Raw genomic sequence first — 25,984 nt, 5'->3', positions numbered from 1 at the left:
CAGATGGCTAAAGGGCGAGGGTCTTGCCAAGCGAGCGGATAGTCTGATCGAGATCGAGCCGACGCAGCGGACGCTGCGATAGCTGATCGCAGATCTGCACCAACCAACGCCGCCGCCCCAGATCGGCATCGAGCGAAAGGAGCAGACGCGCCTCCTGCCAATGTCCGGCGAGCGGTGCAATCACCCCGCTCCGACCGTATTGAGCACATGAATCGATCATCAATCGCCCCCAATACTCCATCGGTTTGGCCGAATCGTCTGGGGGCTGTAACGGCGGGGGAGGTGCTTTCTTGAGAGTCAGAATCCTTGGCCTGGTGCGCGACAAGCTCCGCCGTTCAGGATGGGAAAGCTTAAGGGCGAGACACCCCAGGTGTGGCTGTGAAGTGAGCGATGCAGTAGGGTCGCCTGCAGCAGGCACCCACCCAAGCGACTTAAACGCAGCTCATGGCCGCGCCTCAAGCGCTGTAGGCATCTTCGGCCTTGAGGGCGGGGAGGATGTCATAAATCTAGAACAACCAGGCCAGGACCTCCTCGAAGCGCTCGGCGAAATGGATCTCTAATCCATCGCGGACATGCTCTGGGACCTCTTCAAAATCACCTTGGTTGTCGGCAGGCAGGATGATCTCGGTGATGCCGGCCCGCCGGGCGGCGATGAGCTTTTCGCGGATCCCGCCAACTGGAAAGACCTCGCCGGTCAGGGTGATCTCGCCGGTCATGGCGATGCGGCGTACCGGCTGGTTGCGCGCTAGCGAGATCAGGGCCGAGGTCATAGTGATCCCGGCTGAGGGACCGTCCTTGGGGGTCGCACCTGCCGGGACATGGAGATGGATGAATGCCTTCTCGAAGAACTCGGGGTCGATGCCGAAGGCCTCGGCATGCCCTACCACATAGTCATAGGCGATCTCGGCGGATTCTTTCATGACCTCGCCGAGCTGTCCGGTGAGCTTAAAGCCGCGCGCGAAGTTGTGGACCCGCGCCGCCTCGACCGAGAGCGTCGCCCCGCCCATCGCCGTCCAGGCCAGGCCGGTGACCACCCCTGGCCCCGAGAGCCGGCGCTCGTCGCGAAAGACCGGGCTGCCGAGATAGATCTTGAGGTCCTTTTGACGGAGGCGGACCGGCGGCACAGTCCCCTCTAATAAACGCACTGCTACCTTGCGCACGATCTTGCCGAGCTGTTTTTCTAGCCGCCTGACCCCGGCATCGCGGGCATAGCCCCCGATGATCGCACGCAGGGTCGCGCCTCCGATCCTGAGCGCATCCTTAGCAAGACCCGCGCGTTCGAGCTGGCGCGGGAGCAGATAGCGCTTGGCGATCTGGTATTTCTCCTCGGCGATATAGCCGGAGAGCTTGATCACCTCCATACGATCGAGCAGGGGGCCGGGGATGGTGTCGAGCTGATTGGCGGTACAGACAAAGAGGACCTTGGAGAGGTCAAAGCGCAGATCCAGATAGTGATCTAAGAAATCGATGTTTTGTTCGGGGTCGAGGACCTCGAGCAGCGCCGATGCGGGGTCGCCGTGGTATGAGGCGCCGATCTTGTCGATCTCATCGAGCAGGATCACGGGGTTGGCGGTCTCCGCCTCCTTCATCGCCTGAATGAACTTGCCCGGCATGGCGCCGATATAGGTGCGCCGGTGACCCTTGATCTCGGCCTCATCGCGGATCCCCCCGACCGAGAAGCGATAAAAGCGCCTGCCCAAGGCATCGGCGATCGAGCGCCCGATCGAGGTCTTGCCCACCCCCGGGGGACCGACGAGGAGGATGATGGAACCGGCGATCTCGCCCTTGTGGATGCCGACCGCCAAGAACTCCAGGATCCGCTCCTTGACGTCCTCAAGCCCATAGTGATCGCGGTCTAAGACCTCACGGGCGCGCTTGAGGTCGAGGATGTCCTCCGAGTAACGGCCCCAGGGCAGCAGGGTCACCCAATACAGATAGTTGCGGGTGACGGCATACTCGGGCGAGCCGATCTCGAGCATCCCGAGCTTTTCGAGCTCTTCGTTGACCCGCTTCTCGGCCTGTTCGGTGAGTTTCAGGCCCTCCAGCCGGCTGCGAAACTTTTCAAGCTCAGCGGTGCGGTCATCCTTGGCGATGCCGAGCTCCTTTTGGATCGCCTTGAGTTGCTCGCGCAGGAAGAACTCGCGTTGTTGCTTTTGGATCTTTTCCTCGACCGTGCGCCGGATCTTTTGCTGCGCCTTGGCGAGCTCGAGTTCATTGTTGAGCAAGACCAAGACCTGCTCCATCCGCGGCAAGAGCGGCACGGTCTCTAAGACCTCTTGCAGTTGTTCCTTGGTTGAGGTCGTGAGACTGGCCGCAAAATCAGCTAGATGCGAGGGATCATCGGGTCCAAAGCGGTCGAGAAAGGTGCGCAGCTCCTCGACATACAGGGGGTTGAGGGGCAGAAGCTCCTTGATGGTATTGATCACCGCCATGGCATAGGCCTTGACCTCTGGGTCGGGCGGTCCCTTGTATTCGGGTAGATAGGTCACCCGCGCGCGAAACGGGGCCTGGCTTGAGATCCAGTCCTCGATGCGAAAGCGTTGCAGGCATTCGACCAGGACCTGGAGGTGTCCGTCCTGCTGATGGATGCGATGGACACGCGCGGCGGTGCCGATGCGACTGAATTGCTCGATGCCCGCCTCCTCCGAGGTCTCGGTCTCGACTAAGATGATACCGAGCAGCCGGTGTTCGGTCTCGACCACTGCCTTCATGGTCGGCACCCAGGGCTCCGCGGCCATCATCAGGGGAACGGCCTGCCCGGGGAAAAAGGGGCGCGAGGCGACGGGGAGTAGATAGATCTCGGTCGGCAACACATCCGTTGCCCGCGCCAGGGGTGCCGGCGGGGGGGTGGGCGCAGGGTCCTCGGTCTCTACCTCTGGCCGATCCGTCTCTGTCATCTCGTTCGCCTCGCTTGATTCAACCATAGGGCCGTTGAATGTCCAGTTTTTGACGGCGATTTGCAAGCCTCAAGCCCGAGGGTTCGGGGCGAGCTCCCAAAACTATCACACCGGCAAGGTCCCCAGCCTTCAACCCGGCGAAAGCCGCTGTCCGGCGGACCCCGGACCGCGGCGACATGACTGCCACAACAAACCCGCGGGATACGCATCCCGTAACCTGCCTCAGTGTTTCGTCATTCCGGCGCAAGCCGGAATCCAGCCAGTTGTAGGATATGCAGTGCATGCCTTATGGTCTGCTGGCCGAAGGTGTAAAATGGTGCCAGCTTCCACCGACAGGAGACGAGGATCATGAGGTTCATCCATCCAGGTCTGACCGAGGCCGAAGTCATCCGCGCCCGCGCCGAATACGGCTCGAATGCGGTTACCTCCCAGAAGGTCGAGACCTTCTGGGACAAGCTCATCGATAACCTCAAGGACCCGATCATCGTCATCCTGATCGTGGCGCTGGCGGTCACCGTCGGCCTGATGTTCTTTGGTTATGCCGAATGGTACGAGGGCTTTGGGATCGCCCTGGCGGTGGTCATCGCCACCCTGGTCGCCACCTGGTCGGAATATAGCAACGAGCGCTCGTTCCAAAGGCTGCTTGAGGAGGCCTCGCGCATCAAGGTCAAGGCCTTCCGCAATGGACACCTCAGCCAGATCCTGATCGATGAGCTGGTGGTCGGCGATGTGGTGCTCTTACAGCCTGGCGACACCATCCCCGCCGATGGGCTCTTGATCGCCGGTCATGCCGAGGTCGATGAGGCCGCACTTACTGGTGAGTCCGAACCGGTCAAAAAGACCGCCCTGCCTGAGGGCATCGCTGACCAGGAGGCCGCTGAGGAGCATCGCCTGGCGCGTGCGGGGCTGTTGGTCGATGGCGAGTGCGTCATGCGCGTCACTGCGGTGGGCGATCAAACCCGCTATGGCCAGACCATGAAGGAGCTCTTGTCGGCTGAGGATCGGCTGTCGCCGCTTCAGCACAAGCTTTCGGTCCTCGGCGGTCATATCGCTACCTTCGGCTATATCGGCGCGGTCCTGATCTTCGTCGCCTTCATGTTCAATAACGTCTTTCTTCAGTCCGCAGGACTCGAGGACTATCTGGCGCAATCGCCGGGCGTCATCGTCAAGGACATCGTGACCGCCCTGATCCTCGCCATCATCATCATCGTGGTCGCGGTCCCCGAGGGTCTGCCGATGATGATCGCCATGGTCCTGGCGATCAATATGAAAAAGCTCTTGAGCGAAAAGGTCTTGGTGCGCAAGCTCCTGGGGATCGAGACGGCGGGCTCGCTCAATCTGCTCTTTACCGACAAGACCGGGACCCTGACCCAAGGACGGCTGATGGTGAGCGCGGTGCTCGATGGCGCCGGCGAGCAGTTCGAGACGCTCGAGGCCATCCCCCAGACCCTGCGCGATGAGCTTGGCTTTGCCCTGCGCAACAACACCAGCGCGGTGATCGATGCGACCGACCCCAATGACCCCAAGCTGGTCGGCGCTGACCGCACCGAGCAGGCCTTGTTGCGCTTTGTGACACCCTATCTCGCTGCGCCACCTGCCGACATCATCGATCATATCCCCTTTAACAGCAGCCGTAAGTTCTCGGCGACCCAGGTGCGCAATACGCGTGCGCTTACCCTGGTCAAGGGCGCGCCCGAGGTGGTGCTTGCCGCCTGTACCCATTGGCTCGATGGCGCAGGCCAGGTGCAACCCCTGGATCGGGAACGGCTCAAGTCGGCGATGGAGGGGCTAACAGCGCGCGCCATGCGCCTGTTGGCCGTGGCCTGCACCGAGACCCCGATCGACCCCCAGAGCAATGCCTTACCCCGCCCCCTGAGCCTGCTCGGGGTCTTTGGGATGCGCGATGAGCTGCGCCCGACCTCCTATCCCTCGGTCAAGCTCGCCAAACAGGCGGGGATCCATGTGGTCATGATCACCGGAGACGCCAAGGAGACGGCCTGCGCCATCGCCCGGGATGTGGGGCTCTTGGAGGATGACCCGGAGGCCGTCGTCTTGACCTCAGCCGAGCTTGCCGCGATGAGCGATGAGGAGGTCAAGCGGATCCTGCCGCATCTCTATGTGGTGGCGCGTGCCTATCCCACCGACAAGAGCCGCTTGGTAAAGCTCGCCAAGGAGCTCAACCTGGTAGTCGGGATGACGGGGGATGGGGTCAACGACGCACCCGCGGTCAAGAACGCTGATGTGGGCTTTGCCATGGGCAGCGGCACCGAGATGACCAAGGAGTCGAGCGATATCGTGATCCTCGATGACAATTTTTCATCCATCACCAAGGCCGTGCTCTATGGCCGTACCCTGTTCAAATCCATCCGCAAGTTCTTGGTCTTTCAGTTGACCGTCAACCTCTCGGCGATCCTGGTGACCTTCTTTGGTCAATTCTTCGGCTTCGATCTGCCGCTGACCATGACCCAATTGCTGTGGCTCAATATCATCATGGATACCCTAGCGGGCCTGGCCTTTGCGGGTGAGGCGGCGCTTGAGCGCTATATGCGCGAGCCGCCTATCCGCCGCGACGAGGCCCTGATCAACGCCGATATGTGGTCGGCGATCCTCATCAACGGCTCATTTATCGCCGCGGTCAGCATCCTGTTTCTCACCAGCCCACTCACCCAGGATTGGTTTGATGGCGGCCATCCGGCGGGCAGCCCGGAGGCCATGGCCAAGTTCCTGACCGCCTTCTTTGCCTTCTTTGTGTTCGTGCAGATCTTTAATACCTTCAACGCCCGTACCCAGGGGCTGGATCTCGCCGAACATCTTTTCGACAACCAGCTGTTTTCACTCATCATCCCCTCGATCATGGCCATCCAAGTCTTTTTCATCACCTTCGGCGGCAACATCCTGCGTACCGTGGGGCTCAATCCCGCCGAGTGGCTGATCGTGCTCGCCATGGCCATCTTGGTCATTCCCCTGGACCTTGCGCGCAAGGTCCTGCGCAACCGGTTGTTCGGCAATCCAGTGCGTGCCTAGTCGAGGGCTTTTCAACAAAGGACATCGCCAGCCGCCGCTCGTCGGCGGCCGCTGGCCTTGCGCATTGTCATGTCCTGGGGCCCATAGGGATGGCGACAATGGGCCCATGAACCGCTTCCATCCATCGCTTACCCTTCTGTTGCTCCTTGCGCTGCTTGCCGCCTGCGGACCCGCCGATCAGGGTGAGGGGGTGGCGGATGGCAACTCGCCGCTCATCGAGGCCGCGGAGCAGGGCGATCTCGCCGCTGTCGAGCAGCTCTTGGCGCGTCATGTCAATCCAGACCCGCGCACCGAATGCGGCTGGACACCCCTGATGAAAGCGGCGCTCAACGGCCATGTCGCGATCGTCGAGCGCCTGCTTCAGGCGGGTGCCCGCGTCGATGCCGAAGACATCGGCGGCTATACGGCACTCATGGTGGCGGCGCAGAACAACCATGCCGCGATCGTCGAGCTGTTGCTCAAGCGCGGCGCTCAGATCAACCGCCAGGAACGGACCAAGGGCTGGACAGCCATGATCTGGGCTGCTAAACAAGGCCATACCTCAACGGTCAAGATCCTGCTCCAGTATGGCGCTGATCCCAGGATCCGCGACCTCGAGGGTAAGAGCGCCGCCGACTGGGCCCAGGCCGAGAGTCACCCCGAGGTCCTGGCCCTGCTTCGCTAGGGAAGCGCGGCTGAAGACGGCCCTCACCGCCGCATCGCCCTAAACGCCAGGCGTCTTGGGATGCGGGGCGAATGGGATTATGCTTGAGGCCATGTCAGCCTTAAGCGCCAAGCTTGCCGAATACGGGTTTGAATCGAACGACGACTACGACTATCTGGTCCGTTGTCTATTCGCTACCCCCTATACCGGCATCCGGCTTTTAAACATCGAGGGCGATGGCGAGCGCCGCAAGACGGCCTTCGCTGTGGCGCTGGCGCGTGCGCTCGACTATCCCCAGATCCTGTATCACGACTTTACCGATACCCATCCCCCATTGCCCGATGTCATCCTTCCGCCGACCCGCGATGAGCTAGGGCGCATGGAGCCGCCGATCGAGCCGCTCGATCGGGTGGTGAGCGAGGCCTGCGCCCACAGCGAAGGGGAGCCAACAGCGCTGATCGTCGATCAATTGCAGGCCGCCGATTTTCGTGAGCATCTGCGTCTTTATCGCCTGATCAAAGAGGGGATCTGGGAGGTGCGCGGCGCCCCCTATGTCGCCAACCCCAGGCATCTGTTCGTCATCCTGATCTCGAAGGCGCCGATCTATCACAGCCTACGCAAGGAAGGCTTTCGCCTCTGGATCGGGCGGCTCCCCGACCGCCGCACCCCCTTTCAACCCGCCGATTTCGGCTTGGGTCCAGAGGCCGAGGCAGTGTTCGCAGCGATCAACCGATTATTCGAGCTGTTCGATGTGGCGCCAACGCACGGCGAGCTGGCACGTCTGTTGGTTGACCTCAGGCTGCATGTGCGTACCCTTGAACATCTGCGCCTAAGTCTCTATGGGCGCCTGGAGTCGGTCGAACGCGAGCAGCTTAATGACGAGCGCACCCAGGATGCTCAGCAGCAGCTCCTGGACACAGCGCGCGCCTGGCTGCTCGTCGAGCATATCGAGTACGGGACAGATTGAGGCCCCAACCCCCAAACGATGGAGCCAACCCTAGTATTACAAGCTGTGCGTGATAGTGGATAATTTTCCACATGGAAAGCGCGATGATGGGCACAGGCAAGGCGGCGAAGCGGCTTGGCGTCTTGGTCAAGACCTTGCAACGCTGGGAGCGCGAAGGGGGTTTGATCCTGGTGGCGCGAACAGTCGCGAGGCACAAATCCGCGAGTTGATTGGCTTGCGCAGTAAGGTATCAGAGCCAACGCGGATTGATGCCCATGCCCAACCGTTTGCCGATCTTGCCAAAGCCTGGGATCGATTCTTTGCCGATATCAAGGCCGGAAAGAAGGCTCACGCGCTTCAGTTCAAGAAGAAAGGCCGGTGCCACGATAGCTTCTATGTTGCTAACGACAAGTTCCGCGTCTCGGACAAGACCATTTGCCTGCCCAAGAGCGGTGAGGTCGCCATGACCGAGGCGTTGTGCTTCGATGGCAAGATTCTTGGTGCGACCGTTTCGCGTACTGCGGACGCTGGTTCGTCGCCGTTCAGGTTGAAGTGGTCGATGCTGCGTTCTATCTCAGGCGCATGAAACGACTGGTGTTGACCTGGGCGTTGAGGCGGCGGCCAGGCTTTCCAATGGCGAGTCTGTTGAATCTCCTCTGCGCTTCGTTGTCTCAGGATTCGAGGCAGACGCCTTTCTTGCAAGGTTGAGGCGGCCAAGGTCGGGGCTGGGTTTGCGCCAAGTGCCAGACTGGCAAAAGGCACGAGGCTTCCGATCTTGAAGAATCGAAGGAAATCCTCTGCGATGTTGGCAAGGCTGCACGCACGCATTGCCAATGTCCGAGCGGACTTCACACATAAGCTCACGACCCGGCTCTGCCGCGAAAACCAAGGGGTGGTGATTGAGGATTTGAACGTCAAGGGCATGCTGGCGAACGAACGGCTTGCCCGCGCCATCAGCGACCTGGGCTTTGGCATGTTCTGCTTGCAGATGGAATACAAGGGGAAATGCTACGGCGTCTGGTTGGTTTTAGCTGATCGCTGGGATCCGAGCAGCCGCCTGTGTTCGGTCTGTGGTTGGGAGAATGAGATGTTGGCGTTGAAGGATCGGGAATGGACGTGTCCTCAATGCGGCACGCGCCATGATCGGGACATCAATGCCGCGCTCAATCTCAAACGGCTGGCAACCGCAACTGCCCTACCCGTGGCGAGTCCGTCCGGTAACGGCGGCGCTACAGCAGAGAGGGTCTCTGCCGTAGTCGGGAAAGTCACGCCTGTCAGAGACGAATGCGCTCCGCATTCGGGGCAGGAAGAGCACAGTGCGCCTGTTTGCGCACTTTCTTGAGGGCAGATCTCATGCAGATGAACCGTAAACAGCGTATCGAACAACGTCTCCAGGAGGCACTGTCGCCGGTCTATCTTGACGTAGCCGATGAAAGCTATATGCACGCCGTGCCCACCGAGGCCGAGTCGCATTTCAAGCTTTTAGTAGTGAGCGCGGCATTTGCGGGGATATCGCTGCTCGAACGTCATCGGCAAATCAACGAGCTACTGGCCGACGAATTCAAGCAGGGGCTGCATGCCCTGACCATGCATACCTGGACGCCGGAAGAATGGCAGGCGCGCGGCGGCGCACCCGAGTCGCCTCCTTGTCTCGGCGGATCAAACGGCTAAGACCTAGGTCCTTCACTGGGCTGCGGCGAGCTGGATACAGGGCCTCCGACAGCGCCTAGGTTGTTCAGTCCGCTGACGGTTCGTCAAGCCCAAGACGCATGATCAATGCCTCCAACTGCTCTGGACGCAGGGCGGGCGCGCAGAGATAGCCCTGAAAAGCATGACAGCCAGCCTCAAGCAAAAATTGGCGCTGGGTCTCGTTTTCAACCCCTTCAGCGATGACCTGGAGATTGAGCGCCTTGGCCAGACTAATCACTGCTGTGGCGATGACGGTATCGCTCTCATCATTCGGAATGTCGCTGACGAATGAGCGGTCGATCTTGAGCCGGTGGATCGGGAAACGCTTGAGATAGGCTAGATTGGAATAGCCTGTGCCAAAGTCGTCGATGGCCAAACGAACACCCAGACCTACCAAGATCTGGAGCCGTTCCAGGGTCTCCTCGATATTCTGGATCAGGATCGATTCGGTGAGCTCAAGCTCCAAAAGGTCCGGGGGCAAATTGGCCTCCGCAAGGTATCGTGCTAGGCGCTCACTGAAATCAGGTTGCTGAAACTGGGCCGCCGAGACATTGACCGAGACTAGGAGCCTTAAACCCTCACAATACCAGCGCGCTGCCTGTGTAATGGCCTGCTGTAAGACCCAGTCGCCGAGCGCAACGATAAAACCGCTTTCCTCAGCGATAGGGATGAAATGGGCAGGGGACAGATTGCCCAGGTCTGGATCGCTCCAGCGCAACAAGGCCTCAGCGCCCTTGATCCGGCCATCTTTGAGATTGACCTGCGGCTGGTAGGCAAGCCAGAAATGACGGCGTAGCAGCGCTTCGCGCATGGCATGATCCAGACGCACCCGCTCGAGCAGATGGAGGTTCATCTGCCGCCGATAGAAACACAGGCCATTGCGCCCGCGTTCCTTGATGTAATACATGGCGGTGTCGGCGTTTTTGATCAGCTCATCTGCGGTCTCGCCATCCTCCGGATACATGGCGATCCCAATGCTGCAACTGAGGGTGAACTCAAACCCATCGATCGAGAAGGGCTTGGCGACGGATTCGAGCAAACGACGGGCAATCTGCTCGGTCTCATTTGTATCAACGCGATGTAGGATGAGGACGAACTCATCGCCCCCCAATCGGACCACGGTATCGACATGACGCAAACACTGCGCGATCCGCTCAGCGACCTTAATCAAGACCCGATCGCCGAAGAGGTGCCCCATGGAGTCGTTGATATGTTTGAAGCGGTCGAGATCGACGAAGAGCACCGCAAAGCTTGATTTTGCGCGCTGGGCGAGCTGAATATTGAACTCTAGGCGCTCATCGAGCCGCCGGCGGTTGGGTAGTCCGGTGAGCGAGTCATTGAAGGCTAGACGTTCGATATATTGACGCGCCGCGACGACCTCGGAGAGGTCCTTGACGAAGACAAGGTAATGAGCGACCGACCCGACCGCATCCATCACCCGAACCAGCGAGGCCAGGCAGACCAATTCACGGCCATCGGGATGGCGATAGTTCAGCTCACCCTGCCAATGGGCTGTCTGTTCGAGCAAGCGGCAGATCTCGGATTCCGCGGCCGACCCTGACCACAGCTGCAGGATCTGATCGATCCTTTGACCAATCAGCGAGGCGCTGTCTTGTCCGATCAACTGGGAAGCGGCGGGATTGAGGGTCAGGATGTGCAGCTCGGGATCTGTAATCAAGATGGCATCGAGGCTGGAGGCGAAGACCTGTGCCGCCAATCTGAGCTCCTGCTCATGCTTGAGGCGCTGGGTTATGTCGGTGAATGAATAGACCCGCCCGATGGGACAGCCGCGGGAATATTGGGGTACCGTGGTCCGCTCTAAGACCCGACCGCTGCGAAAGATCAACATGTCCGTCGATTTGACCAGTGGATCTGAGGCGATCTCCGCCAAGCGGCGGGCATAATCTTCGGCATTTTTAACCTTGGCCAGCATCCAGTCATAGATCGCGCTGTCGTTGCGTTCGGTCAGCAGCTCATTGGGCAGCTCCCAGAGCTCGGCAAAACGCCGGTTGAAACTGCGGATCGCCCCATGGAGATCGGTCACCAAGATACCGTCGGCGCTCGATTCGAGGGTGGCGCGCAGTTCAGAGACCAGTTTTTCGAGCTCGTTTTCCGCGGCATAACGCTCACTCTGATCGAAAAAACAGACCAGATAGAACTCCCCTTCTGCCCCCCAATTGAGCCGCCCTACCCGTCGCAAGACCTCCACCAGGGTGGCATCCTGTCGGCGTATGAGGGTCTTGGAGAGCAAGGTCTCAGCACGTCCGCTCAGGGCATCCTCCCAGAAAAAGAGGTCTTCTGGGGTATAGACGAGCTCAGTGACGTGGCGGCCGACCAGTTTCTCGCGGCACAGGCCAAAGAGATCTAGGGCAGCACGGTTGACCGCGATCAGGCATGCGTTTTGGGGATCAACCAGCCAGACAGCCTCGATCAATTCATCAATGAGTATTTGGGCAAAGGCGAGTCCCGCATGCGAGCCTGCAAGCGTCATGATATGAACTCCTTGAGCTTGGCCCGATTGAGGTGATTACGTGAGAATATCTAGGAGGATCGGTCGTCGATCGCACACGCGCGCTCAAAGAAATAGCAGATCCGCTGACGGGGCAGGAGATATTGGAACGCTGCCCGCGGTAGTTGGGTAGGTTTTAGGCTTTGGCGGATACTGAGATCTGGGCGCTCCTCCAGATCGGTTACCTGCGCTGCCTCGCGCGGTATCCAGGGCTTATGGATCAACACCCGCGGCTTGAGTGGGCGCGCGGCATTGACCGAGACCACCAGGGCATGGCGACCATTGCTCAGGAGCACAACCGAGCCCGGCGGGTAGACCCCCAGCATCCGGATAAAGACCGATAGGATCTGAGGATCAAACTTAGAGCGCGACTGGGCGAACATCAGCGCCAGCGCCTGATGCGGGGTCACTGCCTCGACCGGATTGTTCGGATTGCACAGTTTGTCATACTGATTGACCAGCGACAGGATGCGGGCATCGCGGCTGATCTCCTCGCTCTTGAGCCCGCGTGGAAAACCTGAACCATCTACATACTCATGATGCTGGGCGATTAAGGTGCAGATCTGTGCATCCAGGCCCATGCTTTCGGCCAGAGCTACCCCGTATTCGACATGCTGCTGGAAGAGCTTACACTCAGAGCCATTGAAATCACTGCTATACCAGCGCAGACGTTCGGGCAATTTTACCTTGCCGATGTCATGCGCCAGCGCCGCCAGGGTCAGTCGCTTCCGAGCATCCTGATCGAGACCCAAGCGCTGGCTGAGCAATAAGGTGATGGTCGCGACATTGATCCCATGTAGTGCCGAGTGATCGCCAGCCTGTTCCGGGAGCAGACGGATATAGAATTCGCTATGATCCGCCAATTCACCGAGCAGTTTATAGGTGAGCTGTTCGGCCTGTTCGCGTGCTTGCTGCGGCTGGGTAAGGACGATCTTGAAGATCTCGCGCAGCGATTGGGCCGCTTCGGCAAACTTGCGCTCGCAACGCAACAGGCTGAGCTCATCATCTGTAAGCACACGCGCAGGCAGGTGGGTGGAGGCAGCGGCCACGGGGCCAGCCGATAGCCTTTTTGTGGCGCCGCTGGTCGGCTCTGGATCGCTCAGCTCAGGTGACCAGCGCACCTCCTTGAGGCCGAGGTCGCGAATCGCCTCGATCTGCCTCTCGGACTCGATCTTGAAGTGACTCAGGAGAAAAGGGTGCTGGATCCAGTTCAGATCAAGATGGATATAGAGCCCGACCCGCAGCTTATCGACACTAATGGATGGCAATAGTTCGGTCATCTTCGGTCTTAGTCATCACTCACACGAAGGCCCTAGCGACCGCTACGAGCCGCGCGCTGCAAGCGGTCGCGCGCCAGTTTGGCCTCAGGGGCGTTGGGGTAATCGCGGATCAGCCGTTCCAGGACGGACCGCGCCTGTTCGGGTTGGCGCTGCTCATCATGGATCAGCCCGATCTTGAGCAAGGCACCCGGCGCCTTTGTGCTCGCTGGGTATTGCTGGATCAGGCGTTCATATTCAGCCAGGGCGGCGGGATAGTCGCGCAGCGCATACTCGGTTTCGGCCAGCCAATAACGGGCGCCATCGGCATAGCTGCCCTGGGGATAGCGGCGCAGATATTCGGCAAGGGCGGCCTTGGCCTCTGGATAGCGGCGTTCCTTGAATTGGTTAAACGCCTGGGTATAGAGCGCGCGTTCGTCGCCCTGGGCGGTTTCCGGCTGAGGCAAGGCAGGGATACCGCTCGGATTGGGGGCAGCCGGTTCAACCGGGAGGACTGCCGGTTCGGGAGCGATGCTAGGTGCTGGCTGGTCACCCTTATCGGCGCTAGGATCTGACGGCGTATTGGGAGTCTGGGGCGCACGCGCGCCCGACTGCAAACGGGGGGCATTTAGATCCAGGAATTGATCGCGCTGCTGGCGCTTGAGCCGCTCGATCTCGATGCCTTGCTGTTCGACCATTCCGCGCAGCGCCTGCATCTCGCCCTGTAGCTGCTGCATCTGGAGCAAGAGCTCTGCGCCGCTTTGATTCTCGATGATCCGTTCCAAACGCCCGAGCCGCGCCTCGATCTCAGGTTCGGCGGCCCAGACACGGGACGGACCTTGCATGATACCCATGCCTCCCAGGATCAAGGCCGACAGGCGAAGCAAGCCATTCATCGCTGTTTACCTTTTTGATCCGAAACCAATGAACTTATATTACTATTACGCGGCATCATGGAGCTTGGGATGCTGGAAGTAGCGCATGATGCGTTGGGGGGAATTGAGAAGGCGGCGCAGGTGGCTGACGGTCGCCTTCTTCAGATCGCCCTTGGCGCGGGAGGGCGCCTGCGCGGTGATGGTGGCCTTGAGCATCTCGTTGGGGTTCAGTGCTGGGCTGTAGGGGGGGAGGGAGGAGGCCTCGATTTGATTGGCGCATGCAGCCAGCCACGCCTTGACTGGCTTGGTGTGATGCACGCGCAGGTTGTCGAGGATGAGGAAGATCTTCTTGCCCCTGGCGTCCTTGACGAGCCGCTTCATGAAGTCGATCAGGATGTCGGCGTTCATCGCCCCCGCGAACACCTTCCGACGCACCTTGCCGCGGTTGGTCAGCGTCGAGATCACCGACAGGCCTTCGCGACGGTGCGTGACGCGAATCTCGGGCGTCTTGATCGCCGGCGCATAAGAGCGCCCGCTTCTCGTCCTTGAGCCCTTGGGCCCCTTCGCGCCCATAGCGTTTGCAGATGTCGAACACCCCTGCGCCCAACAATCCCCTCTGCGCGCCTATCGCTTCATACCTCCAGCCACGCCGCCGCTCTTCGCGCGCCGCAAACGGCAGCAATCTCATGTCTCGTCTTTCCATGCCCACGACATCAGGACAGCTCACTCAATTTCAAAAGCATGTGTTTCTTATCAATAGTATTGGATGAAGACTCGGCGATTGAGACGCCAGGACTGTTCCGTATGCCCTGGATCGGAGGGACGCTCCTCTCCATAGCTGAGGGTTGCAAGCTGCTTGGGCCGAACCCCTTCGGAGAGCATGAATTGGTGCACCGCCTCGGCGCGTCGGTCGCCAAGCGCCAGGTTGTATTCACGCGTCCCACGTTCGTCGGTATGGCCCTCCAGGGTCACCCGCAGATCGGGATGATCACCGAGATAGCGGGCATGGCTACGGATCAGATTCACATATTCGGGCTTGATCTGGGCGGTGTCATAGTCGAAATAGATGGTGCGCTCATAGAGAGGGCTAGACGGGTCCTCCCAAGGGCGCAAGGCCCCTGGACGCTCGCTGCCCAGGGGCCGGGTGGCGGACTGCCATCCAGCCGGAGGAGAGGTGCTGGTGGCGCTTTGACCTTCACTCGCATTCGGCTTGGAAGTCGAGGCGCAGCCCATAACCAGGGTGCTTGTCAGGATGAGGAACAAAGGCAAGCGGTAGCGCGCGTCTGAGAGAGACATGCTTGATCTTCCTATGTAAGCCAGCAGTGGAGCGGATTGCAGCGCTCAACCGCCAAGCCCAGGCAACATCGATTGCCTGATCGAAGATGTGGGCAAGGCGGTCGGATTGCCAGCGCTCAGCGGTGGTTTTTTTGTTGTCTTTGAGAAACATCCTGACTCAGGGTCGAGGGCGCCATGCCCGACCTCCCCAGGCGAGCGGCGACCAGGCCGGATCGCGGACCTCACCGCTGTTCTGGCTCAGGCGTTGGCTCACCCCGCCTGTCACCGCGGCAGTGGCCAAGACCCCGCGACCTTGGTGGATGGTGGCATAGATCACCATCGCCCCGTTGGGGGCAAAGCTCGGCGATTCGTCCAGGTCGCCGCGGCTAAGCAAACGGGTGGTGCCCTGGGTGAGGTCTAATAAGGCGATCCGGAAGGCCCCATTGACCCGAGTCACCATGACGATCGAGCGGCCATCTGGGGCATAGGAGGCACGTCCATTGTAGTCCCCCTCGCGGCTCAATCGCTCGGCCGCCCCGCCAGCGGTCGGCATGCGATAGATCTGCGGGCCACCGCCCCGATCGGAGGTAAAGAGGATCCATTGGCCATCAGGTGACCAGGCCGGCTCGGTATCGATCGCATAATGATCAGTCAGGCGTTTAAGCTGGCGGCTGGCCAGATCCAGGACATAGATCTCTGGGTTGCCATCCTTTGAGAGGGTCAGCGCCAGCCGCCCACCATCGGGCGAGAAGGCCGGCGAGCCGTTGATCCCTGGGAAACTGGCGACCAGTTCGCGCCGTCCCGAGGCGAGCTCTTGGATATAGATGGCCGGTCGCTGATTCTCAAACGAGACATAGGCCAGGCGTTGGCCATCTGGCGACCAGGCCGGCGAGAGGATCGGCTCAGCCGAGGAGACAATGGTCTGAGGGTTATGGCCATCGGCGTCGGCCACCCGCAGGCTGACCTGAAGCGCATCGCCGCTACCTGTCGTGCTCACATAGGCGATCCGCGTCGCGGCCACCCCTGGTTGACCGGTGAGCCGTTCATAGATCTCATCGGCGATGCGGTGTGCGGTCTGGCGCAGACCAGTAGCGGTGCTGGTCAGGGTGCCATTGGCCAGCTCAGCGGCGCGAAAGACATCGAACAACGCGAAACTGACCCGATAGCCAGCGCCCTCGGGTACAACCTGGCCGATGACCAGATTGTTCATCCCCAGCAGGCTCCAGTCACGGAAATCGATCTCTTCGCGCCGCGTCGGACGATCCAGCATGTCGCGGGTCGCCATGGGCCTGAAGCGTCCGGTACGCGCCAGGTCAGCGGCGATGATCGCGGCTGGATCAACCGGCAACGATTGGGTCGCAGATGTCCCGAAAGGGATGATCGCAATCGGCTGGGCGGTTTCCGTCCCACCGGTGATCTCGATATTGAGCCGCTGTTGGGCCCAGCCAGGCAGCAGATAGAGATATAAAACCGCCAGGATCGTCAGGCGGACAACAGGGCCTGATCTGCGGGTCCCGAACATGACAGCAAGGCGTCTCATAAATCCTGAATCCCCTAAGATGGTCACATCATACACGCCCTCCAGCTCAGCGGTCGGGGCGGAAGGTGAAATCAAACTCGCGAAATGGCTCAAAGGGCGCGCCTGACGGCACCGGCAGGGGTGAGGCCCGATAGACCGCAGCGATCACCGATTGGTCAAAGGCTGTATGACCGCTGCTCTTGATGAGCTCGACGCTGCCCTGGATCACCTCACCGCTTGGCAGTAGGCGCACCCGCACCACGGCCGATAGGCCCCCGCTGCTCCCTGCTGGTCGGGCCCAAAACTGACGTACCCGTCTCTGGATGATCGAGATATAGCGCTCCGATTCGCGCAACGTTTGATCTAAGGGTGCCTCCGCTGCCTGCCCTCCCCTTGCCTGAGTGCTGGAACGCGGCAGCTCGACCTGCCGTTCGGCCAACTGCTGCATCTCTTCGGCAAGCCGTTGCTCCTCGATCTGGGCGAGTCGTTCAGACTCCTCGGCGATCTGGCGTTGGCGGGCCTGGTCCTCGGCCTCCAGGCGTGCCTGCTCCGCGGCAGCCAGACGCTCAGCTTCTTCTTGTAATCTTTTGCGCTCGGCCTCAGCCTGTCGGCGACGTGTCTCTTCGGCCTGCCGACGGTGCTCAGCCTCGGCCCGTTCGCGAGTGGCACGTTCTGCCTCGGCCTGCTGCAGGGCGCGTTCTTCGCGGGCTTGTTGCTCGGCGCGTTGCCGTTCGACCTCGGCCTGACGCCGCGCTTGGGCCTCGGCTTCTTGACGGCGGCGTTCGGCCTCACGGCGCTGTTCTTCGGCCTGCTTTCGGCGCGACTCTTCGGCCTGAAGGCGCTCGGCCTCGGCCTGCGACCGCTGATGTTCAACCTCGGTGCCATCCTGCTGCTGGGGCATCTCTGCTTCGGGCATAGGCGCCGGCTGGACCTGTTGCTGAACCGTCTCGGGCAGCGCTAGAGGTGCGGGTTCGGCCTCGTGCCCCCCCCTCCCCTGTGGGGTCTCCGGCGCAGGCAAGGGGGCCAGCTGGGCGCTGGAAGACACTGACGGCTCGGCGACCAGACGCGCCTGGATCGGGCGCAGTCCGCGCTCGGCGGTAGCCTTAAAGGGATCTGCGCCGATCAACAGTACGAGCAGCAAGATCAGATGCAGCGCGAGCGAGCCATAAAAGGCCCAGCGATCGACGCGCAAGCTCTCCCAGATCATGGGTTTTCAGGATCATGTGGCGGCATGGTGATCAAGCCGATCTCGGCAGCACCGGCCTGCTGGGCAATGGACATGGCCCGCACCACGCGGCCATAGTTGACCCCAGCATCGCCGCGCACCAGGACGGGCGTTCCTGGACGGTAGCCCAAGACGACCCGTAGCCGGTCATAGAGCATCTCCTCGCTTGTCGGCTGACCCCGGTCCTCGCCGATGTCCAGATAATAATCGCCCGCGCGATCGATGCTGATCACCACCGCTTCCGTCTGCGAACCGGTGAGCGGACCGGTAGCAACCCGCGGCAGATCTACCTTGACGCCTGTGGTGATGAGCGGCGCAGTCACCATGAAGATGACCAACAACACCAGCATGACATCGATATAGGGCACGACATTGATCTCGGCCATCAGTGGCCGGCGGTTGCGGCGACGGCGGATCATGGCTAGTTCTCCCTTCACCTAGCCCCGACCTTGACGTTGGAGCAGGTTCATGAATTCCTCGACGAAGGTCTCATAGCGGTTGTAAAGCCGCTCGACCTGGTCGGCATAGCGGTTATAGGCGACGACCGCAGGGATGGCGGCGAAGAGGCCGATCGCGGTGGCGACCAGGGCCTCGGCGATCCCAGGGGCGACCGCAGCCAGGGTTGCCTGCTCCATCCTGCCCAGGGCATGGAACGATTGCATGATCCCCCAGACGGTGCCGAATAGCCCCACATAAGGGCTCACCGAGCCGATGGTGGCCAGCAGCGGCAGATGGGCCTCTAACCGATCTATCTCGCGGCTTAAGGCCGCCCGCATGGCGCGCTCGGTCCCGCCGAGTATCGTCAGCAGGTCGGCATCTTCAGCCTTGCGCAGACGCACAAAGTCCTTGAAGCCAGCGCGAAAGATCGCAATCAAGCCCTGCTGTCCCCGCTTGTCCTGGCTGAGCTCCTTATACAGCACTGATAGGTCGTCGCCGGACCAGAATCGCGCCTCGAAACGCTCCGCCAGACGGCGGGCGCGTCCCAGCACGCGGGCGCGATCCAGGATCAGGGTCCAGGAAATGATGGATGCGGCGATGAGCAGCACCAACACCGCTTGAACGACCAGGCTGGCATTGAGGACCAAGGCAATGAGTGAGAGTTCGGCGTTCATTGCTATTTCGCTTTACATCTGGGCATCTAACCGCCTAAAGGCGGGGATTGTCTAAGGCAGCTGCCACAGTTAGCCAAGACGCGCAGCTTACTTTAGAGCGCGGCCAACAGGCGCGCAGGCAGCCGGCGCGGGCGTAAGCTCACAGCATCGAGACAGGCGACCTTGACCTGCCCCGTACAACACAGCGACTGATCGGTGCAGCGGATGATCTGCTGTTCGAACCCCAGGCTGGCGCCACCCTTCTGGATCACCCGCGAGCGCACAGTGAGCAGGCCATTGAAACGGGCCGGGGTCAGATAGCGCAGTTCGACCGCCGTGACAGCAAAAAGCACGCCCTCTTGTTCGCGCAGCACATCCTGCTCAAACCCCAGTGCGCGCAGCCACTCGGTACGCCCACGTTCCATAAAACGCAGATAATTGGCATAGAAGACCACCCCGGCGGCGTCTGTGTCTTCATAATAAACGCGCACCGGCCAGTCGAAATAGCGCGCTTCGGTGAGCGGCGGGTTGGACATACGATCGTTTCTCCGTTGGCGGGGAAGCGGGGGACGGAAGCGCATCCAGCCCCTGCCGCAATCATGCGGACGTCTTCCCCGCTCCCTGAGAAGCGCCCTGAGGTCGATCTCTTTCCCCTTTGCCTCCAGGCCAAGGGGAAGACGGCTAATTGCGGCTGCGATCGACCAATTTCTTTTCGCGAATCCAGGGCATCATCTCGCGCAGGCGCTCACCCACCTGCTCAATGGGATGCTGGGCGCCAAGGCGGCGCATCGCCTTGAGCACCGGCGCACCGGCCTGGTTTTCGGCGATGAACTCGCGCGCAAATTGACCGCTCTGGATCTCGGCGAGGATACGACGCATCTCGGCACGGGTCTGTTCATTGATGATGCGCGGGCCGCGGGTGAAGTCGCCGTATTCAGCGGTATTGGAGATCGAATAGCGCATATTGGCGATACCGCCTTCATAGATGAGGTCCACGATCAGCTTGACCTCATGCAGGCATTCGAAATAGGCCATCTCGGGCGCATAGCCGGCCTCGACCAGGGTCTCGAATCCGGCCTGGATGAGGGCGGTAAGCCCCCCACACAGCACCACCTGTTCGCCGAAAAGGTCAGTCTCGCACTCCTCGCGGAAGGTCGTCTCGATGATCCCCGCACGCCCGCCGCCATTGGCTGCGGCATAGGCGAACGCGATCTCACGCGCCTGCCCGGTGGCGTCCTGATAGACGGCGATCAGCGAGGGTACGCCGCCGCCCTGGACATAGGTCGAGCGCACCAGATGCCCCGGGCCCTTGGGGGCGATCATGATCACATCCAGGTCCTCGCGCGGGACGATCTGGCCAAAGTGGATATTGAAACCATGCGCAAAGGCAAGCGCCGCGCCCTGTTTGATATTTGGCGCAATCTGGTCGCGATAGAGCGCGGCCTGATGCTCATCCGGCGCCAGGACCATGACTACATCGGCCTCGGCCACGGCCTCGGGGATAGATTTGACGGTGAGTCCAGCGTTGGTCGCCTTGATTGCCGAGGTCGATCCCGGCCGCAGGGCCACCGTGACGGACACGCCGGAGTCCTTGAGATTATTGGCATGGGCATGGCCCTGCGAGCCATAGCCGATGATAGTGACCCGCTTGCCCTGGATCAGGGAGAGGTCAGCGTCTTTGTCGTAATACACCTGGATGGTCATGGGATGGTCCTTAAAAGCTACTCGATGGAATCTTTTGGGCAGAAGGGATGGGGGGACTTGCTAAGCCCGCCATTGACAGGATGGCGGTTGGGCACTGGCGAATCTAGGAGCCAGATACGGTCAGTCCCCGAGATCCGCGCGCGATCGCCGTCGGCCCCGAGCGGACGACTTCGATGATCAATCCCTCGGGCAAGGCATCGATGAAGGCGTCGAGCTTACGCGAAGCCCCGGTGAGCTCGATGACATAGCTGATATCGGTCACATCGATGATCTTGGCGCGAAAGATGTCGGCCAGGCGCTTGAGCTCCTCGCGATCCTGGCGCTCGGCGCGTACCTTGACCATCATCATCTCCCGCTCGATATGCTCGCCTTCAGTGAGATCGACCAGCTTGACGGTATCGATGAGCTTGTTCAATTGTTTCTTGATCTGCTCGACGACCTCGTCGTTGCCGATGGTGACCAGGGTCATGCGCGAGAGGGTCGGATCCTCGGTCGGGGCGACGGTCAGCGATTCGATGTTATAGCCACGGGCCGAAAAGAGCCCAGAGACGCGCGACAGCGCGCCGGCCTCGTTTTCCAGCAACACGGCGATGATATGTCTCATGGATGGATCTCGGCTCGGTTCGGTTGCGCAGGCGGCCGTTTAGGCCAGTTCGCGGTCGGCTTGATGATGGGGCGAGAGCTGCATCTCGTGCTGGCCCTTGCCGGCGGCGATCATGGGATAGACGTTTTCGGTCGGGTCTACGATCACATCCATGAACACCAACCGGTCGCGCCTGGCAAAGGCCGAGCGCATCGCCTCCTCCAGTTCGTCAGGACGCTCGACCCGCATCCCGATGTGCCCAAAGCTTTCGGCCAGTTTCACGAAGTCCGGCAGGGCATCGACATAGGAATGGGAGTAGCGGCTCTCATAAAAGAGCTCCTGCCACTGGCGCACCATACCCATATAGCCATTGTTGAGCAGGATCACCTTGATGGGTAGATCATACTGCTTGCAGGTGGCGAGTTCTTGGACGCACATGAGGATGCTCGCCTCGCCCGAGATACAGGCCACCTGGGCGTCTGGATAGGCCAGTTGTACCCCCATCGCCGCCGGCAGCCCATAGCCCATAGTGCCCAGACCCCCCGAATTGATCCAGCGCCGCGGCTGATCGAAGCGATAGAACTGAGCGGCAAACATCTGATGCTGGCCGACGTCCGATGTCAGATACAGATCGCCCTGAGTGACTCGATACAGGGTTTCGACCGCAAACTGCGGCTTGATGACCTGATCCGAAGGGGTGTATTTGAGACACTCAAGCGCCCGCCACTCATTGATCTTGGCCCACCAATCGGCGAGCGGCTGCGCCTGGGCGCGCTGCTCACGATAGACCCGCAGTATGTCGCTCAAAACATTTGCGACCTGACCCACGATCGGCACATCGACGCGCACGTTCTTGGCGATCGAGGCGGGATCGACGTCGATATGGATGATCTTGGCATGGGGGCAGAAGTGCTCGAGCTTGCCGGTGACCCGGTCGTCGAAACGGGCGCCGACCGCGATCAGCAGGTCGCACTCGTGCATGGCCATATTGGCCTCATAGGTGCCATGCATCCCCAGCATCCCGAGGAACTGGGGATCGCTCATCGGATAGGCGCCAAGCCCCATCAAGGTGCTGGTGATGGGAAATCCGGTCTCCTTGACCAGGGCACGCAACTGCTCCGACCCATTGCCGAGGACCACCCCGCCGCCGGTATAAAAGATCGGGCGCTGGGCCTGGAGCATCAGCTCGACAGCCCTTCTGATCTGACCGGGATGGCCCTTTTCGACCGGGTTGTAGGAGCGCAGCCGGATCTCGCGCGGATAGACATAGGGGATCTTGACGTTCGGGTCGGTGACATCCTTGGGGATGTCGATCACCACCGGCCCGGGACGCCCAGTGGTGGCGATATGAAAGGCCTTGCGGATGGTGAGCGCCAGGTCGCGTACATCCTTGATCAGAAAGTTGTGCTTGACACAGGGTCGGGTGATGCCGACTGTATCGACCTCTTGGAAGGCATCGCTGCCGATGACCGGGGTCGGCACCTGACCGGTGATCACGACCAGAGGGATCGAGTCCATATAGGCGGTCGCGATCCCGGTGACCGTATTGGTAGCACCTGGCCCCGAGGTGACCAGACAGACCCCGCACTTACCGGTGGCGCGGGCATAGCCGTCTGCCGCATGTGCCGCCCCTTGCTCATGGCGGACGAGGATGTGTCTCGGCGCCTCCTCTTTGCGTTTGAAGAGAGCATCATAGATATGCAGGACCGCCCCGCCTGGATAGCCAAAGACGAACTCCACGCCTTCGTCTATCAGCGCCTGGATGACGATCTCGGCCCCGCTCAATAATGGTGGTTGTGTTTCAGTCGTGCACACCTTCAAGACCCTCCCACATCGTTGGCTTATTGGGGCCTATGGATCACGCATTAAAATATTTAAAGCTACTTGGACCATCCGAGCTGGTCAAGGATGATCTCGGTCAGACGTTGAACCGAAAATGGATGATATCCCCGTCCTGGACGACATAATCCTTGCCTTCAGCGCGCAATTTACCCGCCTCGCGCGCCCCCTGCTCCCCGCCATAGGCGATGAAGTCCTGATAACCGATCACCTCGGCACGGATGAATCCCCGCTCGAAGTCCGAATGGATGGCACCTGCGGCCTGCGGCGCCTTGGTCTGGGCGGGGATGGTCCAGGCGCGCACCTCCTTGGGCCCAGCGGTGAAATAGGTTTCAAGGCCTAAGAGCCGATAGCCGGCGCGGATGACGCGATGGAGACCAGGCTCAGCAAGGCCGAGCTCGGCCAAAAACTCGGCGCGTGCGGCATCGTCCAGTTCGGTCAATTCCGCCTCGATCGCCGCACAGATCGGCACGACCTCCGCCCCTTCTGCCTCGGCGATTGCCTGGACCTGGTCGAGCAACGGGTTGGTGGCAAACCCCTCCTCGGCGACATTGGCGATATAGAGCATGGGTTTGGCGGTCAGGAGAAAGAGATCGCGCAGCTCCACCAGCTCCTGGGCTGCCAGCCCCAGGGCGCGCACCGGGCGCCCCTGATTGAGCACTGCCTGGACCCGCTCGATCAGCTCCTTACGCCGGATGGCCTGTTTGTCCCCGCCCTTGGCCGCACGCTGTGCCCGATCAAGGGCCTTACCGACCGTCTCGAGATCCGCCAAGGCGAGCTCGGTGTTGATCACCTCGATGTCGCGCGCCGGATCGACCCGACCGGCGACATGCACCACATCGGGGTCCTCGAAACAGCGTACCACCTGGGCGATGGCATCGGTCTCGCGGATATGGGCCAAGAACTGATTACCCAGGCCCTCGCCCTTGGATGCGCCCGCGACCAGCCCTGCGATATCGACGAACTGCATGGTCGTGGGGACCACCCGCTGCGGCTTGACGATCGCGGCAATCGCATCCAGCCTGGGGTCCGGCATCGGCACTACGCCGACATTGGGGTCGATCGTGCAAAAGGGGTAGTTCTCGGCGGCGATGGCCGCGCGGGTCAGGGCATTGAACAGGGTCGATTTGCCGACATTGGGCAGGCCGACGATACCGCATTTGAATCCCATCGGTTACTGTCCTTATAGACTGGTCAATGTGTTTAAGGGTGTAGGATACGTAAAGCTCGTGGGCTGACCGGTTCGGGTGAGGAAGGCAGGGACGCCGTGTATCTCTCCTGGCAGGCTTGACGATGGTCTCAGTGCCATCGACACCCCTGCTGTTCCTCCCCTGAGCCGGGCTTGAGGTCCAAGGCCTTTGCTTCAACCCCGGACAGGCTCGCTTGGGTCGCGATTGTAGAGGTCTTCGAACCTGAGGATGTCGTCCTCGCCGAGATAGCTGCCCGACTGGACCTCGATGATCTCGAGCGGGATGCGCCCAGGGTTTTCCAAGCGATGCCTGACCCCGACGGGGATATAGGTCGATTGGTTCTCGGTGAGTAAAAAGGTCTCGTCGCCCCGAGTGACCCGCGCCGTCCCCGAGACCACGATCCAATGCTCGGCGCGATGATGATGCATCTGAAGCGAAAGCGATTCGCCCGGTTTGACGGTCAGGCGCTTGACCTGATAGCGCGCCCCGCGGCGGATGGATTCATACTCGCCCCAGGGCCGGTGTACGCATTGATGCTGGATATATTCCCCGCGCTGCTGTTTCTGCAGAAACTGGGTCACTGCCTTGACGTCCTGGGCAGCGTCCTTGCTGGCGACCAGGACGGCATCTGCAGTCTCGACAATGATGAGGTCCTTGACTCCGATCGCTGCTACTATGCGGTGCTTGGCAATCAAGAGATTGTCACAGGCGTGATGGACGAAGGTATCTCCATCGAGCACATTGCCGCTCTCGTCCTGCTCACGCACCTCCCAGAGCGCCGACCAGGCGCCGACGTCCGACCAGCCAACCTCCAGGGGCATCACGATGGGGCGCGGTAGCTCCTCCTCGCCTTGCGCCGCCCGCGCCAAGGGCTCCATGACCGCATAGTCGATCGAATCCGCAGGACAGGCGCCGAAGGTCTCGGCATCCAAACGCAAAAACTCGCCGTTTTGCCTCGAGGCCTCCATCGTTTGCGCTGTGGCCCGCGCGATGTCTGGGCGAAAGCGTTCGATGAGCCCAAGCCAGACGGAGGCGCACAGGACGAAGAGACCGCTGTTCCAGAAATAGTCCCCTGTGGCCAGATAGCCATTGGCGGTCTCAGCGTCCGGCTTTTCGACGAACCCATCGAGCTTAAAGGCCTTGCCTGCAAGACCGCTGCGCTCGATCGCCGCACCGCGGCGGATATACCCATAGCCGGTCTCCGGCTTGGAGGGCACGATCCCAAAGGTCACCACCGCCCCCTCGGCAGCCAGCCGATAGGCATCGGCAACCGCAGCCCGAAAGGCGCGGGCATCGCGGATACAATGATCGGCGGGCATCACGAGGAGTACCGGGTCTTCACCGGTACGCAATGCAACCTGTGTTGCAAGGGTTAAGGCAGGTGCCGTGTTGCGTCCCTTGGGTTCGAGCACGATGGTCTGGGGGCGGCGGTTGATCAGCCGCAACTGTTCGGCGACCAAAAAGCGGTGGCTCTCGTTGCACACCACAATTGGATCGCGCAAGTCGATCTCGTAGCCTGGATGCTCCTCGACCAATCCATCCAGGCGGCGGACGGTCTCTTGCAGCATACTGTGCTGGCTGGTCAGAGGCAGGAACTGCTTGGGATAGGCTTCGCGCGACAGCGGCCACAGCCGGGTACCGGCCCCGCCGGAGAGAATGACAGGTTGTAGGGGGGTCACATCAGGCTCCGCTGTAACATGCAAGATCTATCATTATATC

23 protein-coding genes are annotated in these 25,984 nt (G+C 60.9%); 6 read left to right on the top strand and 17 right to left on the bottom strand.

The window, feature by feature from the left end:
• Positions 1 to 7: 7 nt before the first annotated feature.
• Positions 8 to 220 carry a hypothetical protein gene (locus GWK36_RS05795; RefSeq protein ID WP_166270337.1) on the bottom strand — a complete coding sequence of 71 codons (213 nt, stop codon included), beginning with the start codon at positions 218 to 220 and terminating at the stop codon, positions 8 to 10.
• A gap of 286 nt (positions 221 to 506) precedes the next feature.
• Positions 507 to 2,897: an endopeptidase La gene (gene lon / locus GWK36_RS05790; RefSeq protein WP_166270336.1), complete on the bottom strand. Its 2,391-nt coding sequence runs from the start codon at positions 2,895 to 2,897 to the stop codon at positions 507 to 509.
• Between the two features lie 348 nt (positions 2,898 to 3,245).
• On the opposite strand from lon, the gene GWK36_RS05785 reads away from it, so the two are divergent.
• The 6 genes from GWK36_RS05785 (at position 3,246) to GWK36_RS05760 (ending at position 9,181) form a co-directional block, all read left to right on the top strand.
• Positions 3,246 to 5,921: a calcium-translocating P-type ATPase, PMCA-type gene (locus tag GWK36_RS05785; protein ID WP_166270335.1), complete on the top strand. Its 2,676-nt coding sequence runs from the start codon at positions 3,246 to 3,248 to the stop codon at positions 5,919 to 5,921.
• Between the two features lie 106 nt (positions 5,922 to 6,027).
• Positions 6,028 to 6,585, top strand: coding sequence for an ankyrin repeat domain-containing protein (locus tag GWK36_RS05780; RefSeq protein WP_166270334.1), 558 nt, complete (start codon positions 6,028 to 6,030; stop codon positions 6,583 to 6,585).
• Between the two features lie 79 nt (positions 6,586 to 6,664).
• Positions 6,665 to 7,531, top strand: coding sequence for a hypothetical protein (locus GWK36_RS05775; RefSeq protein WP_246237717.1), 867 nt, complete (start codon positions 6,665 to 6,667; stop codon positions 7,529 to 7,531).
• Positions 7,532 to 7,586: 55 nt separating this feature from the next.
• Positions 7,587 to 8,096 carry a hypothetical protein gene (locus tag GWK36_RS14850; protein WP_246237716.1) on the top strand — a complete coding sequence of 170 codons (510 nt, stop codon included), beginning with the start codon at positions 7,587 to 7,589 and terminating at the stop codon, positions 8,094 to 8,096.
• A 216-nt stretch (positions 8,097 to 8,312) separates the two neighbouring features.
• On the top strand, positions 8,313 to 8,852 hold the full coding sequence (locus GWK36_RS14845) for an RNA-guided endonuclease InsQ/TnpB family protein (RefSeq protein WP_210756868.1): 540 nt from the start codon (positions 8,313 to 8,315) through the stop codon (positions 8,850 to 8,852).
• Positions 8,853 to 8,869: 17 nt separating this feature from the next.
• The gene (locus GWK36_RS05760; protein WP_166270333.1) at positions 8,870 to 9,181 is read left to right on the top strand and encodes a BolA family protein; all 312 of its coding nucleotides are present in this window, start codon (positions 8,870 to 8,872) and stop codon (positions 9,179 to 9,181) included.
• Positions 9,182 to 9,245: 64 nt separating this feature from the next.
• Here the strand turns inward: GWK36_RS05760 and GWK36_RS05755 are convergent, their stop codons facing one another.
• From GWK36_RS05755 to GWK36_RS05685, 15 genes are all read right to left on the bottom strand, one after another.
• Positions 9,246 to 11,690: a sensor domain-containing protein gene (locus GWK36_RS05755; protein ID WP_166270332.1), complete on the bottom strand. Its 2,445-nt coding sequence runs from the start codon at positions 11,688 to 11,690 to the stop codon at positions 9,246 to 9,248.
• A 50-nt stretch (positions 11,691 to 11,740) separates the two neighbouring features.
• Positions 11,741 to 12,988: an HD-GYP domain-containing protein gene (locus GWK36_RS05750; protein WP_166270331.1), complete on the bottom strand. Its 1,248-nt coding sequence runs from the start codon at positions 12,986 to 12,988 to the stop codon at positions 11,741 to 11,743.
• A 32-nt stretch (positions 12,989 to 13,020) separates the two neighbouring features.
• Positions 13,021 to 13,860 (bottom strand): tol-pal system protein YbgF, encoded by an 840-nt coding sequence (gene ybgF / locus GWK36_RS05745; RefSeq protein WP_166270330.1) that lies wholly within the window; start codon positions 13,858 to 13,860, stop codon positions 13,021 to 13,023.
• Between the two features lie 45 nt (positions 13,861 to 13,905).
• Complete coding sequence (locus tag GWK36_RS05740; protein ID WP_425482780.1) at positions 13,906 to 14,412, bottom strand: transposase; 507 nt, start codon at positions 14,410 to 14,412, stop codon at positions 13,906 to 13,908.
• 180 nt (positions 14,413 to 14,592) lie between these two features.
• Positions 14,593 to 15,135, bottom strand: coding sequence for a peptidoglycan-associated lipoprotein Pal (gene pal, locus GWK36_RS05735; RefSeq protein ID WP_166270329.1), 543 nt, complete (start codon positions 15,133 to 15,135; stop codon positions 14,593 to 14,595).
• A gap of 157 nt (positions 15,136 to 15,292) precedes the next feature.
• Positions 15,293 to 16,654, bottom strand: coding sequence for a Tol-Pal system beta propeller repeat protein TolB (gene tolB / locus GWK36_RS05730; protein WP_246237714.1), 1,362 nt, complete (start codon positions 16,652 to 16,654; stop codon positions 15,293 to 15,295).
• Positions 16,655 to 16,700: 46 nt separating this feature from the next.
• Complete coding sequence (gene tolA, locus GWK36_RS05725) at positions 16,701 to 17,840, bottom strand: cell envelope integrity protein TolA (protein ID WP_166270328.1); 1,140 nt, start codon at positions 17,838 to 17,840, stop codon at positions 16,701 to 16,703.
• Entirely contained in the window at positions 17,837 to 18,277 is a 441-nt protein-coding gene (tolR, locus tag GWK36_RS05720) for a protein TolR (protein WP_166270327.1), read from the bottom strand. Before tolR ends, tolA begins: the two co-directional genes overlap by 4 nt.
• Positions 18,278 to 18,295: 18 nt before the next feature.
• Positions 18,296 to 18,970 (bottom strand): protein TolQ, encoded by a 675-nt coding sequence (tolQ, locus tag GWK36_RS05715; protein ID WP_166270326.1) that lies wholly within the window; start codon positions 18,968 to 18,970, stop codon positions 18,296 to 18,298.
• A 92-nt stretch (positions 18,971 to 19,062) separates the two neighbouring features.
• Positions 19,063 to 19,485, bottom strand: a complete 423-nt coding sequence (gene ybgC / locus GWK36_RS05710; RefSeq protein WP_166270325.1) for a tol-pal system-associated acyl-CoA thioesterase — start codon at positions 19,483 to 19,485, stop codon at positions 19,063 to 19,065.
• A gap of 145 nt (positions 19,486 to 19,630) precedes the next feature.
• Positions 19,631 to 20,647 carry a ketol-acid reductoisomerase gene (ilvC, locus tag GWK36_RS05705; protein ID WP_210756911.1) on the bottom strand — a complete coding sequence of 339 codons (1,017 nt, stop codon included), beginning with the start codon at positions 20,645 to 20,647 and terminating at the stop codon, positions 19,631 to 19,633.
• 109 nt (positions 20,648 to 20,756) lie between these two features.
• Entirely contained in the window at positions 20,757 to 21,257 is a 501-nt protein-coding gene (gene ilvN, locus GWK36_RS05700) for an acetolactate synthase small subunit (protein ID WP_166270323.1), read from the bottom strand.
• Between the two features lie 39 nt (positions 21,258 to 21,296).
• Positions 21,297 to 23,051 carry a biosynthetic-type acetolactate synthase large subunit gene (gene ilvB, locus GWK36_RS05695; protein WP_210756867.1) on the bottom strand — a complete coding sequence of 585 codons (1,755 nt, stop codon included), beginning with the start codon at positions 23,049 to 23,051 and terminating at the stop codon, positions 21,297 to 21,299.
• Positions 23,052 to 23,154: 103 nt separating this feature from the next.
• A complete protein-coding gene (gene ychF, locus GWK36_RS05690; RefSeq protein ID WP_166270322.1) occupies positions 23,155 to 24,246 on the bottom strand; it encodes a redox-regulated ATPase YchF in 1,092 nt (363 codons plus the stop codon).
• A gap of 192 nt (positions 24,247 to 24,438) precedes the next feature.
• On the bottom strand, positions 24,439 to 25,944 hold the full coding sequence (locus tag GWK36_RS05685; RefSeq protein WP_166270321.1) for a mannose-1-phosphate guanylyltransferase/mannose-6-phosphate isomerase: 1,506 nt from the start codon (positions 25,942 to 25,944) through the stop codon (positions 24,439 to 24,441).
• Positions 25,945 to 25,984 lie beyond the last annotated feature (40 nt).

This window comes from Caldichromatium japonicum (assembly GCF_011290485.1).
Classification (GTDB): Bacteria; Pseudomonadota; Gammaproteobacteria; order Chromatiales; family Chromatiaceae; genus Thermochromatium; species Thermochromatium japonicum.
This window is presented reverse-complemented; position numbering and strand designations above follow the sequence as displayed.

Coding starts and splice junctions, on each gene's coding strand:
- ilvN (WP_166270323.1), bottom strand. CDS start 21,257: ATGAGACATATCATCGCCGTGTTGCTGGAAAACGAGGCCGGCGCGCTG.
- GWK36_RS05760 (WP_166270333.1), top strand. CDS start 8,870: ATGAACCGTAAACAGCGTATCGAACAACGTCTCCAGGAGGCACTGTCG.
- lon (WP_166270336.1), bottom strand. CDS start 2,897: ATGACAGAGACGGATCGGCCAGAGGTAGAGACCGAGGACCCTGCGCCC.
- GWK36_RS05755 (WP_166270332.1), bottom strand. CDS start 11,690: ATGACGCTTGCAGGCTCGCATGCGGGACTCGCCTTTGCCCAAATACTC.
- ybgF (WP_166270330.1), bottom strand. CDS start 13,860: ATGAATGGCTTGCTTCGCCTGTCGGCCTTGATCCTGGGAGGCATGGGT.
- GWK36_RS05780 (WP_166270334.1), top strand. CDS start 6,028: ATGAACCGCTTCCATCCATCGCTTACCCTTCTGTTGCTCCTTGCGCTG.
- tolB (WP_246237714.1), bottom strand. CDS start 16,654: ATGAGACGCCTTGCTGTCATGTTCGGGACCCGCAGATCAGGCCCTGTT.
- GWK36_RS05750 (WP_166270331.1), bottom strand. CDS start 12,988: ATGACCGAACTATTGCCATCCATTAGTGTCGATAAGCTGCGGGTCGGG.
- tolQ (WP_166270326.1), bottom strand. CDS start 18,970: ATGAACGCCGAACTCTCACTCATTGCCTTGGTCCTCAATGCCAGCCTG.
- GWK36_RS14845 (WP_210756868.1), top strand. CDS start 8,313: ATGTTGGCAAGGCTGCACGCACGCATTGCCAATGTCCGAGCGGACTTC.
- pal (WP_166270329.1), bottom strand. CDS start 15,135: ATGTCTCTCTCAGACGCGCGCTACCGCTTGCCTTTGTTCCTCATCCTG.
- tolR (WP_166270327.1), bottom strand. CDS start 18,277: ATGATCCGCCGTCGCCGCAACCGCCGGCCACTGATGGCCGAGATCAAT.
- GWK36_RS05740 (WP_425482780.1), bottom strand. CDS start 14,412: ATGGGCGCGAAGGGGCCCAAGGGCTCAAGGACGAGAAGCGGGCGCTCT.
- GWK36_RS05795 (WP_166270337.1), bottom strand. CDS start 220: ATGATCGATTCATGTGCTCAATACGGTCGGAGCGGGGTGATTGCACCG.
- tolA (WP_166270328.1), bottom strand. CDS start 17,840: ATGATCTGGGAGAGCTTGCGCGTCGATCGCTGGGCCTTTTATGGCTCG.
- GWK36_RS05775 (WP_246237717.1), top strand. CDS start 6,665: ATGCTTGAGGCCATGTCAGCCTTAAGCGCCAAGCTTGCCGAATACGGG.
- GWK36_RS05785 (WP_166270335.1), top strand. CDS start 3,246: ATGAGGTTCATCCATCCAGGTCTGACCGAGGCCGAAGTCATCCGCGCC.
- ybgC (WP_166270325.1), bottom strand. CDS start 19,485: ATGTCCAACCCGCCGCTCACCGAAGCGCGCTATTTCGACTGGCCGGTG.
- ychF (WP_166270322.1), bottom strand. CDS start 24,246: ATGGGATTCAAATGCGGTATCGTCGGCCTGCCCAATGTCGGCAAATCG.